The organism is Amycolatopsis eburnea (genome assembly GCF_003937945.1).
GTDB lineage: Bacteria > Actinomycetota > Actinomycetes > Mycobacteriales > Pseudonocardiaceae > Amycolatopsis > Amycolatopsis eburnea.
In genome coordinates this window covers 154,899-168,446 of the sequence record NZ_RSEC01000063.1, presented here as the reverse complement: position 1 = coordinate 168,446, position 13,548 = coordinate 154,899, and the positions used below count along the sequence as shown (strand labels likewise).

At 69.7% G+C, this 13,548-nt stretch carries 9 protein-coding genes; 5 read left to right on the top strand and 4 right to left on the bottom strand.

All coding sequences use genetic code 11. The features are described 5' to 3' along the window. Positions 1 to 49 precede the first annotated feature (49 nt). Entirely contained in the window at positions 50 to 568 is a 519-nt protein-coding gene (locus tag EIY87_RS44590; protein WP_125316138.1) for a GNAT family N-acetyltransferase, read from the top strand. Positions 569 to 620: 52 nt separating this feature from the next. Here EIY87_RS44590 and EIY87_RS44585 read toward each other — a convergent pair whose 3' ends face one another. The 4 genes from EIY87_RS44585 to EIY87_RS44570 form a co-directional block, all read right to left on the bottom strand. Continuing rightward, complete coding sequence (locus tag EIY87_RS44585) at positions 621 to 2,432, bottom strand: glycoside hydrolase family 6 protein (protein WP_191984504.1); 1,812 nt, start codon at positions 2,430 to 2,432, stop codon at positions 621 to 623. A gap of 31 nt (positions 2,433 to 2,463) precedes the next feature. Continuing rightward, complete coding sequence (locus tag EIY87_RS44580) at positions 2,464 to 4,008, bottom strand: cellulase family glycosylhydrolase (protein WP_125316137.1); 1,545 nt, start codon at positions 4,006 to 4,008, stop codon at positions 2,464 to 2,466. A gap of 10 nt (positions 4,009 to 4,018) precedes the next feature. Further along, positions 4,019 to 6,949, bottom strand: coding sequence for a glycoside hydrolase family 48 protein (locus tag EIY87_RS44575; protein WP_125316136.1), 2,931 nt, complete (start codon positions 6,947 to 6,949; stop codon positions 4,019 to 4,021). A gap of 731 nt (positions 6,950 to 7,680) precedes the next feature. Further along, positions 7,681 to 8,676 (bottom strand): LacI family DNA-binding transcriptional regulator, encoded by a 996-nt coding sequence (locus EIY87_RS44570; RefSeq protein WP_125316395.1) that lies wholly within the window; start codon positions 8,674 to 8,676, stop codon positions 7,681 to 7,683. A 249-nt stretch (positions 8,677 to 8,925) separates the two neighbouring features. Here EIY87_RS44570 and EIY87_RS44565 point away from each other — a divergent pair, with 249 nt between their 5' ends. From EIY87_RS44565 to EIY87_RS44550, 4 genes are read left to right on the top strand one after another with little or no spacing between them, the layout of a single operon-like run. Continuing rightward, positions 8,926 to 10,227, top strand: coding sequence for an ABC transporter substrate-binding protein (locus EIY87_RS44565; protein ID WP_125316135.1), 1,302 nt, complete (start codon positions 8,926 to 8,928; stop codon positions 10,225 to 10,227). 4 nt (positions 10,228 to 10,231) lie between these two features. Next, positions 10,232 to 11,221, top strand: a complete 990-nt coding sequence (locus EIY87_RS44560) for a carbohydrate ABC transporter permease (protein WP_125316134.1) — start codon at positions 10,232 to 10,234, stop codon at positions 11,219 to 11,221. Beyond that, the gene (locus EIY87_RS44555) at positions 11,218 to 12,075 is read left to right on the top strand and encodes a carbohydrate ABC transporter permease (protein WP_125316133.1); all 858 of its coding nucleotides are present in this window, start codon (positions 11,218 to 11,220) and stop codon (positions 12,073 to 12,075) included. The genes EIY87_RS44560 and EIY87_RS44555 overlap by 4 nt, the downstream gene beginning before the upstream one ends. A gap of 44 nt (positions 12,076 to 12,119) precedes the next feature. Beyond that, on the top strand, positions 12,120 to 13,484 hold the full coding sequence (locus tag EIY87_RS44550) for a GH1 family beta-glucosidase (RefSeq protein WP_225440412.1): 1,365 nt from the start codon (positions 12,120 to 12,122) through the stop codon (positions 13,482 to 13,484). Positions 13,485 to 13,548: the final 64 nt, after the last annotated feature.

Sequence of the window (13,548 nt, the reverse complement as noted above, 5' to 3'; positions counted from 1 at the left end):
CGGGGAAACCCGCTCGCGCCGGGCCGGCCGGGCGGGCAGGGTGACCGGCATGACCGACCTCGCCCCGCTCCTGGGCCACCCCGTCCGCCGTCCCGGACCGGACGACCACCTGCCGGTGCTCGCCGTCCTCGACACGTGGTGGGGCGGGCTCGGCGGCGAAGAGGGTTCCCGTCAACGGGCCCTGCTCCTGCCGAAGCTCATGTTCCAGCACTTCACCCGCAGCAGCTTCCTCGTGGGCGACGACGATCGCGTCATCGCGTTCCTGATCGGGTTCCTCTCGCCGTCGCGGCCGGCCGAGAGCTACATCCACTTCGTCGGGGTCGATCCCGCCGAACGCGGGCGCGGCCTGGGCGCGGCGCTGTACGAGCGCTTCTTCGCCCACAGCCGCGAGAACGGGCGGTCGGTGGTGCGGGCGATCACGTCGCCGGTCAACAAGGGTTCGCACGCGTTCCACACCCGGATGGGGTTCGTCACCGAACCAGGGCCGAAGGAGTTCGAAGGGTTGCCGGTCCAGCCCGACTACGACGGGCCGGGCCTGGACCGGCTGAGTTTCCGCAAGGATCTGTAGGTGGAGCCCGGGCCGGGCGGCGGCTGCGCGGCACCGCCCGGCCCGGAAACCGTTACTGCACCGGTGGGTAGGCGTTCTGGACCAGTTCCTCGAACTGGGCCTCGAACCACTTGCCCGACAGCGGGGCGTTCGGCAGGGCGCCGGTCAGGTTGCCGCCGTTGGCCTGCTGGCTGCCGTGGAAGGTCGGGTCGCACATCGGGTCCGCGCCCTTGCCTTCGTCGTTGGGGATCTGCTGGCTCGCGCCGTCGGACTCACCCGGCGGCTTGATCCAGACGTAGGCGTCGAAGTGCGCCGCCGGCGCGACCGTCGGCCGGACACCCAGGCCCGCGCCGCTCTGGTTGCACCAGTTGCCGCGGTGCAGCCGCCGGTCGATCCGGCCCGAGTTCACGTAGGCGTCCACAGTGGACCCCGAGGCCCCGCTGGGCCGGGCCGAGCCGCCCCAGCCGTTGCGCGAGGTGTCGACCAGCATGCCGATCCCGCTGGGCAGGCCCGCCGCGACGAACGCGTTGTACATCGCCGTGGCGAACGGAACCTCGGCGAAGTACGGGTTCCACTGGTAGAACGTCGCCGACTTCAGCTGCTGCCCGCCGACCGTCAGGTTCGGGTCGGGCAGGTTCGGCTCGGTCAGCGGCGTGTAGTTCGCCGTGGAGCTGATGAAGCCGTCGATGCTGTTCACGCCGGCCGTGGTGCCCTGCAGGGTCTGCTTGACCAGGTTGACGAAGGGACCGAAGTTGCTGTCCCAGCCCAGCCACGCCGAGTGCGCGATGTCCAGGTAGTTGTAGACGTTGGAGATCGCGTGCAGCTTGTTCAGCGCGTACTGGATGCCCTGCGTGTACACCCCGGTGGACTGCGCTTCCGCGCACGTCGCCATCGACGTGTTCGTGATCAGGTTCGGCAGCGAGTCCGGCTCGACGACCGCGACGATCCGCAGCGGCGCGTACTTGGCGTCGGACAGGATCGACGCGATCGGGTCGATGTACTCGCTCTTGTACCGGGCCAGGCCGTTCTCGGAGGCCTTCAGCTCACCGTTGGACGCCAGCGCCGCGCAGTCGCGGTTCGGCAGGTCGTAGACGACGATCTGGATGGTCACCGGCGTGCCGCCGCTGGCCTGGCTCAACGCCGCGTCGAGGTGCCCGCGCAGGCCGCGTGCGGTCGACGTGCCCTCGATCGCCGCGATCCGGTCCAGCCACACGGCGGTGGAGGTGTTCGCGACCTTGGCCATCTGGGCGCCGAGCGTGCCGCCCTTGGCCGCGGCCGCCGCGCTCACCTGGCCCGACCAGTCCGGGTTCACGTACCCCTTGGCGCCGACGTACGGGTTCTCCACGTGCGTCCCCGGCTGGGGCGTCGTGGTCGGCCCGGTCGGGGTCGTGGGCGTGGTCGGGGTGGTCGGCGTCGTGGGCGTCGTCGGCGTGGTCGTGGGCGTCGTGGTCGTGCCGCCGTCGCAGTTGACGCCGTTGAGCGAGAACGCCGTGGGGATGGCGTTCGTGCCCGAGTACGAGCCGTTGAAGCCGAAGCTCGCGGTCGCGTTCGTCGCGAGCGCGCCGCCCCACGAGGGGTTCTTCGCGCTCACGTGCTTGCCGCTCTGGCTGAACGTGGCGCTCCAGCCCTGCTGCACCTGCTGGTTGCCGGCGAAGTCCCACTGGACGTCCCAGCTGGAGACGGCGTCGCCGAGGTTGGTCACCGAGACGTTCGCGGTGAACCCGGTGTCCCACTGGTTGACGGTGTAGGTCACCTTGCAGCCGGCGGCGGCGACCGCCGGACTCCCGCCGGCCACCACCAGGCCGGCCACGACGGCCGCGGCCGTCACCGAGGACGCCACGGCGAGCCGTGACTTCCTCCTCGCGGACCAGAATTCACTCTTCATCGAGTGTGCTCCTTCGTGTTCGGTGGGTGGGTCAGGTGGTGCAGGCGGTCGCGCCGACGGCGAAGCCGCTGGGCGTGCCGGTCGAAGCGCCGGTGGCCTGGAAGCCGATCGACGTCGAAGCGCCGCCGGCCAGGTCGGGCGCCCACGACGGCGCCTTGGCCGTCGCCTGCTGCCCGCTCTGGGTGACGGTGGCGCCCCAGCCGCCGGTGATCTGCGTCCCGGACGGCACGGTCCAGCCGAGGGCCCAGGTCTTCAGCGGGGAGGTCCCGGTGTTCTTGAGGGTCACGGAGGCGACGAAGCCGCCCTGCCACGTGTTGTCGACGTGGTAGGTCACCGCGCAGCTCACCGACGGCGGCGGATCGGTCGTGCCGCCGCCCGAACCCACCGGTGGGATCAGGTACGGCTGCAGGATGGACTGCTTGGCCTGGTTGACCGTGGTCCAGTCGTCGTTGAGGATGCCGCCGGTGTCCCCCGAGTTCGGGTTCCACGACCAGTAGGTGAAGCTCATCCCCGAGGTCCCGGTGCCGGTGTACTTCATCAGTTCCTGCAGCCAGGTCTTGTCGCGCGGGTCGGCGAGCGTGGTGCCGAACTCGCCGAGCAGCACCGGCGCGATGTTCTGCTTCTGCAGGTAGCCGAAGAAGTGGTCCCACAGCGCCGGCAGGTTCGCCGGGAACGCGGGATCGGAGAACCACGGCTGCGCGAACACCGAAGTCGCGTACTCGTGCGCGGAGTAGACGAGCTTGTCCGGTTTGGACAGCCGTACCGGGAACTGCTTGGCCCCGGAGAGGTTCCCGCCCCACCAGCCGCACTGCGGGTCGCCGGTGCCGCTGACGCAGTCGACGCCCTCGACGACGATCAGCCAGTCCGGGTTGGCGGCCAGCACCGCGTTGCCGGCGCGTTCGGCGGCCAGGCGCCAGTCGGTCGCGGTGTCGCCGCAGCCCCAGCACGCTCCCCCGCCGCCCTGGATCGAGTGCGGCTCGTTGTGCAGGTCCGCGCCGATGACCGTGGTGTTCCCCTTGTAGTGCTGCGCGAGCATCGTCCAGTCGGAGATCCAGCGGCTCTCCGAGTACGCGGCGGTGTACCAGAGCGGGGACTGCGCGCCGGAGTCCGGGCGGTGCCGGTCGAGCAGCACGCGCATGCCCTTGGTGCCGGCGTAGGCGATGATCTTGTCGAGCACCTGCAGCCCGGACAGCCCCTGCAGGTCCGGGTTCTGGACGGCGTCGATGCTGGTCGGCTTCGACCCGCTGTCGAACAGCTGGTTGGAGTACGGCAGCCGCAGCGTGTTGTAGCCGAGGCTCGCCATCTGGTCGAGCATGTCCTTGTAGTTGCGGCTCCACAGGCCGTGCGGCGAGTAGTTGCCGGTCTCGGCGCCGAACCAGTTGATGCCGGTCATCCGCACCGGCGCGCCGGCGGCGTCGACGAGCTGGGACCCGGACGCGTGCCAGAAGCCCGTCCCGGTTCCCGAGGCCGCACTTTCACGTGAAAGTGCGGGAGTGGGGGCCGCGGTGGCCGGGGACGCCGTGAGAACGGCGGCCCCGGCCAGTGCGGCGACCGCGAAGGAGAGCAGTCGCTTCATCGAGTGCCTTTCAGCCGAACAGGGCGACGTGCGCGGCGAACGCCGTGGCGATCTCCGACTGCGCCCAGAACCGGTGGTAGGTGAACGTCGGCGCGGCGCCACCGTCCAGGTAGGACTGGACCTTCGGCCATTGCGGGTCGTTCTTGTAGAAGGAGCGGATCGACAGGAACGTCGAGCTGGAGTTGATCGCGTCGCCGTTCGGCATCGTGCCGGTCCAGCCGCTCGGGACGTACAGGCCCTGATCGGTGGTGGCGTTGTAGGCGTCGTCGAACCGGTTGTAGTCGCTCCGGGTCTCCGGCACCGCGATGCCCTTGCTGTCGGTGTTGGCCGACAGCGCCGTGAGCAGCTGCTCCCCGACCGTCTTCGCCTGGGCGTTGCTCGACCCGGACGCGTAGTAGAGCAGCGTCTTGGCCAGCGAGGCCGCGACCCCGACGTCCTGGCTGAAGTTCTTCACCGTGACGTGCAGGCCCGTGTTCGAGCCGGGACTGGTGGCGTTCCAGGTGTCCGGCGCGCCGCTCCAGGTCAGGTCGGACGGGATCTGGAAGCTCCCGCCGGCCCCGACCGTGGTGTTGGCGATGGCCCACGGAACCCACTTGTCGAGGATCTTCTTGGCGCGGGCGTCACCAGTCGCCTGGTAGTACTCGGCGATCCGCTCCATGCCCCACGTCTGGAAGCCGAACCACTGGTTGCTCGGCGGGTCGTGCCAGACCGGCTGGTAGTCGTAGAACATCCCGTAGAACGTCGGGGTGCCCGACGGCGGGGTGCCGTACTGGCCGTCCCAGCTGTTGGTCGCGCCGCCGGCGAGCCCGCCTTCGGACGACTGCAGCCACTGCAGGAACTCGAGCTGACGGCTGAGGCTGGTCGCCCAGTCGCTCGCACCGGTCGCCGAGGTGACCTTCAGCCCCGGGTCGGCCGACAACGCGTACGCGGCCAGCGGGTTCTGGTAGCCCTGGTGGGCCGCGCCGTCCCCGATCCGCCACGCCCAGGCGCTGGACGAGTCCATCGAGCCGCCCCAGGCGTAGTACCAGGAGACGAGGTAGTGCTCGCTGTCCTTGCCGGTGCCCGCGGCGCAGGTGGACGCGCCGACGCAGTTGCCGATCTTCTTGAAGTACTTGTCGAACAGCGAGTACCGGAGGTAGTCGCCCATCTTCGACGCCTTCTTCACGACCGCCGAGACGTCGGCGCTCTTGCCCTGCGCCGCCGCCCACTTCTCGGCCTGGAAGGCCACCTGCACGGCGCGGGCGTCCGCGTCGGGCGCGTTGGTGTACTTCCACTGCTTCGCGTACGACGAGTCGCCGGTGAACAGGTCGAGGTAGCCGTTCTTGCCGCCGAACTTCAGGATGTCGCAGCTGGGCTGGGTGACCGTCTCCCAGACCGACTCCTGCGACCCGCGCTGGAAGGTGTTGATGAACGCCGGCGCGGTGTTCGTGCCGTCCTCGCAGTGGCCGAACTTGTAGATGTTGTCCACGTCGAGCAGCCAGTGCATGCCGTAGACGTCCGACGAGCCGTAGGCCGCCTTCAGCTCGGCCGCGATCGGGTCGGACCCGACCGAGACGTTCGTCTGCAGCTGCGACGGGTACTGCTTCGGGCTCGGGTACTCGGCCGCGTAGGTCGCCGGCTTGCTCGCGTTGTAGCCGGAGTTGCCGGGCTGGTCGGCCGCGGACGGGATCGCGTAGGTCTCGATCGACGTCCAGGCCTGGTTGAACGGGGCCCAGTCACCGGTGACCCGGCCGTAGGACGCCTCCAGCCACAGGTAGTAGCTGAACGCCTCCGACGTCGTTTCGTGGCCGTGGTCCGGTGCCTCGACGATCAGCGTCTCGATCGAGTGGTAGGGCACCAGGATGTTCCCGAACTTGCGGAAGTAGCCGTTGTTCGGGTCCTTGATCTTGTTGTACTGCGTGAGGAACGCGAGCTGGTAGTCCGAAGTGGACGACGAGATCTCGTTGACCGTCACCGTCGCGGCGGTGTACCCGCTGCTGCTCGCGGTGAAGGTCGCGCTGCCCAGGTCTCCCCCGTTGTCGGCGCTCTTCACGGTGACGTTCTGCGGGGTGTTCCAGTTCGTCGTCGAGAAGGTGAGGCTCGTCGGGCTCGCGGTCAGGTCGGTGCTGCCCGCGGTCCGGGCGACGTCGACGGTGACCGGCGCGGTGGGCGCGCCGGCGAGGCTGACCGCGAAGGTCGTCGTGCCGCCCTGCTTGACCTGCGCGGTCGCCGGGGCGGCGACGATCGTGGGGCCGGAGAGGACCTTCACGCTGACCGGGCTGGAGGTGGTGCTCGCGCCCTTGTTGTCGTAGGCCTTCGCCGTGATCGAGTAGGTCCCGGCCGGGACGTTGCCCCAGCTGCCTTCGAACGGCGCGGCCGTGTCGGTGGCCAGCAGCGTGTCCCCGGCGTAGAACTCGACCTTGCTCACGGTGCCGTCGCTGTCCGCGGCGGTCGCGGCGAGCGGGATCGTCGCGGGGGCGTAGTAGGTGCCGGTCGAGGCGGGCGAGGTCAGGCTGACCGTCGGCGCCTTGTTGGCACCGGTGCACGCGGTGCCGTTGACGGAGAAGTCGGTCGGCGGCCGGTTGGCGGACCCCTTCGAGCCGTTGAACCCGAAGCTGGTGCTCGCCCCGGTGCCGAGGTGGCCGTTGTAGGACATGTTCGTCGCGGTGACCGCGGCGCCGGACTGGGCGAAGGTGGCACTCCAGCCCTGCTGGACCTTCTGGCCGTCGAGGAAGGTCCAGCCGACCTTCCAGCTGTCGAGCGGCGAGCCGTCGTTGCGCAGCGAGACGTTGGCGGTGAACCCGGTGTCCCAGTCGTTGGTGGTGTAGGTGACGGAACAGGCGACATCGGCGCCGAGCGCCGGGGGTGGGGCGACCAGCGCGGCCGCGGCCGCGACCGTGGCCGTGACCAGGGCCAGGCCGCGCGACCGGCGCAATCTGCGCCATCGGGGAGAGGAACGCATGGCTGCGGAACTCCTTTGTCCGTAGGGAGCCAGCGATCTGGGAGCGCTTCCAGGCGCAGACGGTAGCCAGCCGGAAACCTGGATGTAAAGAATCGAGTCAGAAGGACACGCGGGTTGCGGATGTCACTTCTGCGCGCCGGGCGAACGACGGCTCACTGAACACTCCTGAACAGCTCCACCCGAAGGTGGGTCGACCACTCTTTTGGCCTAGTTCGATAGTGACGTGGAGTGGTGAGGAAACGCTGTTTAGGGCCGAAGGGGTGCATCTCGGGCGGATGGGTGCCGCTTGGCGGGACGGCTGGCTGGGGTGGGTTCGCGGAGGTGCCGGGGTGCCGCGCGGCCGAACGGGTGCTCCGGGTGCTCCGGGAGCGCACCCGGAGGCCGACGGCCGGTGGCGGCACACGGCCGGTGGCGCCGCCGGGTCGGCCTGGCCGGTTTGCGCAGCCCGGGTTCCGAGGGGCATGCCGGTTTGCGGGGCCGCGCCGGACTCTGGGCTCGCCCGGAGCCCCGCTTGCGAAGCCCGGGCTTCGCGAGGGCGTGCCGAGGACCCCCAGGTTCCGGCTGCCACGCCCGGGTTCGAGCGGCCGCGCAGGGAACCCGCAGAGGCCACATCCCAGCTCGCAGGCGGGCGCGCCGCCCCCGGACGACCCGGCCAACGTCCTGAATGACTCATTCAGGTCTTCGGAGGTCCTGAATGACTCATTCAAGACACCTCAGCCGCGCCCCGGGATTCAGCTCGACGCGCGCACCGCCAGCGAAACCGGCAGGATCTGCTGGCGCGGCTTCAAGCTCTGGTCGTCGAGCAGCTGCAACAACGTCTCCACCATCGCGTGCACCTGCTCGCGCGGGTCCTGGTGCACCGACGTCAGCGGGGGGTCCATCGCCGGAGCCAGGGTCGCGTTGTCGTCGAAGCTGACGACCGCGACGTCGGCCGGGATGCGGTGGCCCGCCGCGTCCAGGGTGCGCAGTGCGCCCACCGCCATCATGTCGCTCGCCACGAACACCGCGTCGAGGTCCGGGTGGCGGGCCAGCAGGGCGGACATCGCGTTCGCGCCGCCGGACAGCGTGAAGTCGGCCTCTTCGGCCAGGTCGGAGGGGTCGAGGCCGGCGTCGAGGAGCGTTTTGCGCCAGCCCGCGAGGCGGTCGATCGAGGCGCTCTGGTCCTGCGGGCCCGCGATCGTCCCGATCCGGCGCCTGCCGGACGCGACCAGGTGCTGCACCGCCAGGCGCGCGCCGCCTTCGTTGTCGAAGTCGACGACGTGGACGCCGCGGCGGATGCCGGCGGCCTGGCCGCCGAAGACCACCGGGATGCGCAGCAGGCGCAGCGCCTTGGGGAGCGGGTCCGCGCGGTGCGGCGCGAACACGAGCGCGCCGTCGACGTGGCCGCCCTCCAGGAAGCGGACCGTTTTGCCCAGGTCCTCGCGCGTGTCGCTGAAGATGAGCACCATCTGGCGGCCGACGTCGGCGAGCTCGCGGTAGCCGGCGCGCATGACCGACGTCCGGTACGGGTCGTCGAGCAGCCGGGACTCCGGCTCCGACAGCACCACGGCGATCGCGCCGGTGCGGCGGGTGACCAGCGAGCGGGCGGCCTGGTTCGGGGAATAGCCCAGGTCACGGGCCGCGGCTTGGACCTTCTCGCGCGCCGCCGCGCTGACGTACGCGTCGTCGTTCAGCGCGCGCGACGCCGTCGACCGCGACACGCCGGCGAACGCCGCGACGTCCTCCAGCGTCGGCCGCTCTTCATCCCCTGCTCGAGGCCCCACACCAACCGCCCTCGCTCCCACGACCACCCTGACTTCGACAGCTTAACCGCCAAGCGGAACGAAGTCCGGGAGCGCTCCTCGCAGGAAACACTCCGGTTACGACCCCTTGACACCGGTGAAGGCCCCCACCAGACTCTGCGACACCTGGGAGCGCTCCCAGATCGGCTCCCAGCAGTGAGAGCGCTCATTCCCGTCAACAAGGTGGTTGGACACGTGAGAACGATCCGGAACGGCCTGGTCCTCGCACTGGGCATCACGATGACGGCGCTCGGCGCCACGGCCTGTGGTGGCGGCGGTGACGAAACGCCCCCCGCCGCCGGTCCGAACGAGCACGTCGACCTGACGCTGGCGACGTTCACCGAGTTCGGCTACGAGGCCCTCATCCCGGAGTACGAGCGGCTGCACCCGAACATCAAGATCACCCACCGCAAGACCGGCCAGGGCGGCCCCTACCACGAGGAACTCGTCACCAAGCTGGCCGCGGGGTCCGGCCTCGCCGACGTGACGGCGCTCGAAGAGGGCCACCTGTCGGACTTCCTCGACAAGGGTTCGAAGTTCAACGACCTGAGCAAGATCGGCCCGGCCGACGCCTCCCCGGACCGCTGGCTGAGCTGGAAGTACGACGCCGCCAAGACCAAGGACGGCAAGGTCATCGGCTACGGCACCGACATCGGCCCGCTCGCCATGTGCTACCGCAAGGACATGTTCAAGGCCGCCGGCCTGCCGGACGACCCCGAAGCGGTCAAGCCGCTGTTCGCCACCTGGGACAGCTACTTCGCCGCCGGCGCGGACTTCGTGAAGAAGAGCAACGGCAAGGCCTGGTTCGACTCGGCCGCGCAGAACTTCAACGCCATGGTCAACCAGCTCCCCGAGGGCTACATCAACAAGGACGACAAGCTGGCCGTCGAGACCAACCAGGGCATCAAGGACGCCTGGACCAAGGTCACCGACGCCGTCGCCAAGGGCGAGTCGGCCAAGCTCACCGCGTTCAGCAACGAGTGGAACACCGGCTTCAAGCAGGGCGCGTTCGCCACGAAGGTGTGCCCGGCCTGGATGCTCGGCGTGATCAAGGAGCAGGCGGGCCCGGAGAACGCCGGCAAGTGGGCGGTCACCGCGGCGTTCCCCGGTGGCGGCGGCAACTGGGGCGGTTCGTACCTGACCGTGCCGACGCAGTCGAAGCACCCGAAGGAGGCCGCCGAGCTCGCCGCTTGGCTGACCGCCCCGGAGCAGCAGATCAAGGCGTTCCAGGCCAAGGGCACCTTCCCGAGCCAGGTCAAGGCGCTGACCGACCCCGCGCTGCTGAGCAAGACCGACGACTACTTCGGCGGCACGAAGGTCGGCGAGCTGTTCGCCGAGCAGGCCAAGAAGGTCCAGAAGCCGCAGTACAAGGGCCCGGGCGACGGCCAGATCCAGGAGAACGCGTCGAGCCCGGCACTGCAGGCGGTCGAGCAGGGCAAGTCGGCCGCGGACGGCTGGAACCAGATGGTCGACGCCGCGAAGAAGATCACGCGCTGAGCCGATGACCGTCCTCGACAAGGTCGCGCCGGAAGGGAGTAAGGCCGGGGAGCGCACGTCTCCCCGGCCCACCTTCCGTCACCGGTTGAGCCGGTGGGACGTCAAGGTCTCGCCGTACCTCTACATCGCGCCGTTCTTCATCCTCTTCGGGATCGTCGGGCTGTTCCCGCTGCTCTACACCGCGTACGTCTCGCTGTTCAAGTGGGAAGCCGGGAGCGACGATCCCGATTTCATCGGCCTCGACAACTTCAAGGAGCTCTTCGCCGACGCGCAGTTCTGGAACGCGCTGACCAACACGATCAGCATCTTCCTGCTCTCCAGCGTCCCGCAGCTCATCATCGCCGTGCTGCTGGCGGCCCTGCTCGGCGCCCGGCTGCGCGGTGCCACCGGCTGGCGGGTGGGCATCCTGCTGCCGTACGCGGCCAGCCTCGTCGCCATCGGCATCATCTTCGCCAACCTGTTCGGCCCGAAGTACGGGCTGATCAACGGCGTGCTGCAGACCATCGGGCTGGACCCGGTCGACTGGCAGGCCAACCGCTTCGGCAGCCACGTCGCGATCGCGATCATGGTCAACTGGCGCTGGACCGGCTACAACGCCCTGATCGTGCTGGCGGCCATGCAGGCCATCCCGAAGGAACTCCACGAAGCGGCGCTGATCGACGGCGCCGGCACGTGGCGCCGGTTCTGGAACGTCACCCTGCCGCTGCTCCGGCCGACGCTGATCTTCGTCACCATCACCTCGACGATCGGCGGCCTGCAGATCTTCACCGAGCCGAAGCTGTTCGACGCCATGCCCGGGTCGAACAACGGCGGTTCCACCAACCAGTTCCAGACCGTGACGCTGTACCTCTACCAGACGGCGTTCCAGAACGCCGATCTCGGCTACGCCTCGGCGATCGCCTGGGTGCTGTTCCTGATCATCGTGCTGATCGCGCTGGGGAACTACTTCCTCACCGGCCGGCTCGCCCGTCCCCAGGCGGTGAAGAAGAAATGACGACGCTCCAGAGTGGACTGCGGCGGAAGGTCGCCACGCTCGGCAAGCCGCGCAAGGCGACCTACGTCGTGCTGGCGATCTTCGTGCTCGGTTCGCTGTTCCCGTTCTACTGGTCGTTCCTGGTGGCCAGCCGCGACAACGGGATGCTCACCGAGCGCATCCCGCCGTTCGTGCCCGGCGGCAACTTCTTCGCCAACGCCGCGCGGGTGTTCGACACCGTGCCGTTCTGGAAGGCGCTGGCCAACAGCGTCATCGTGTCCGGCACGGTGACGCTGACGACGGTGCTGTTCTCGTCGCTGGCCGGGTTCGCCTTCGCGAAACTGCGGTTCCGCGGGCGCAACAAGCTGTTCGTGTTCATCGTCGTCACGCTCGCCGTGCCCACCCAGCTGGGCATCATCCCGCTGTTCATCGCGATGTCCGAGCTGGGCTGGACCGGGAGCCTGACGGCGGTGATCGTGCCCAACCTGGTCACCGCGTTCGGCGTCTTCTGGATGCGGCAGTACACAGTGGACGCGCTGCCGTACGAGCTGATCGAGGCCGCGCGCGTCGACGGCTGCAGCATGATCCGGATCTTCTGGAACGTCTGCCTGCCCGCGGTCCGGCCGGCCGCGGCGATCCTGGCGATGTTCACGTTCATGATGTCGTGGAACGACTTCCTGTGGCCGCTGGTGGTCCTGGACGCGGGCAACCCGACCGTCCAGGTCGCGCTGGAAAAGCTCCAGAGCGGCTACTACGTCGACTATTCGCTGGTGCTGGCCGGCACGACCCTGGCCACCATCCCGATCCTCATCGTCTTCCTCCTCCTCGGCCGCCAGATCGTGGCCGGAATCATGCAAGGTGCCGTGAAAGGGTGAACATGTCCGTACATCCCGACAGCGTTCGGGCGGAGACAGCGCTGATGTTCCCGCCCGGATTCGTCTGGGGCGCCGCCACCGCGGCGTTCCAGGTGGAAGGGGCCACCACGGCCGACGGTCGCACCGACTCGGTCTGGGACGTCTTCGCGCGCCGTCCGGGTGCGGTCGTGGGCGGCGACACCGGCGACCCGGCGGCCGACCACTACCGCCGCTACGCCGAGGACGTCGCGCTCATGCGGCGCCTCGGGCTCGGTGCCTACCGCTTCTCGCTGGCCTGGCCGCGGGTGCGGCCGGACGGCGGCGAGCCGAACGCCGCCGGGCTCGCCTTCTACGACCGGCTGGTCGACTGCCTGCTGGAGGCGGGCGTCCAGCCGTGGGCGACGCTCTACCACTGGGACCTGCCGCAGGCGCTGGAGGAGAAGGGCGGCTGGACCTCGCGGGACACCGCGTACCGGTTCGCCGAGTACGCGGAGTCGGTGGTCGAACGCCTCGGCGACCGCGTCGCCAGCTGGTCGACGCTGAACGAGCCGTGGTGCGCGGCGATGCTGGGCTACGCGGGCGGCATCCACGCGCCGGGCCGCACGGACCACTCCGCCGCCGTCGCCGCCACCCACCACCTGCTGCTGGGGCACGGGCTGGCGATGGACGTCATCCGCCGCCACGCGCCGGGTGTCCCGGCCGGCATCACGCTGAACCTGTACCCGGTGGCCGCGCACGACCCGGCGAACGTCGCCGACGTCGCGGCGGCCCGGCGCATCGACGGCCTGCAGAACCGGCTGTTCCTCGACCCGGTCCTGCGCGGCGGCTACCCGGACGACCTGGTCACCGACCTGGCGCCGTTCGGGCTCGGCGACGTGGTGCGGGACGAGGACGCCGCGGTGATCGCCGCGCACGTCGACTGGCTGGGCGTGAACTACTACCGCGACTACCGCGTCGCGGGCCGCCCGGTGGAGGGCAGCGAACCGGCGGGCCCGGAGTGGGTCGGCGCGGGCGACGTCCACTTCGTCCCGGACCCGGCCGCCCCCCGCACGGACTCGGGCTGGGAGGTCCAGCCGGCCGGCCTGACGGAGTCCCTGCTCCAGGTCCACCGCGGCTACCGGCGCGTCCCGCTGTACATCACGGAGAACGGCGCGGCCTACCCCGACGTCATCGGCGACGGCGGTGACATCGTCGACACCGACCGGGTCGCCTTCCTGGACTCCCACCTCCGGGCAGCGCACGACGCCCTGGCGGCGGGCGTGGACCTGCGCGGCTACTTCTACTGGTCCCTGCTGGACAACTTCGAGTGGGCCGAGGGCTACGCGAAGCGCTTCGGCCTGGTCCACGTGGACTACGAGACGCAGGTCCGCACGATGAAGCGCAGCGCCCAGTGGTACTCCCGGGTGATCGGGATGAACGGCCTGGGCTGACCAAAGCGCCCCAATGTGGCCTTGGTTGCGTCAGACGCACCCAAGGTGGCCTTCGGTGCGTCTG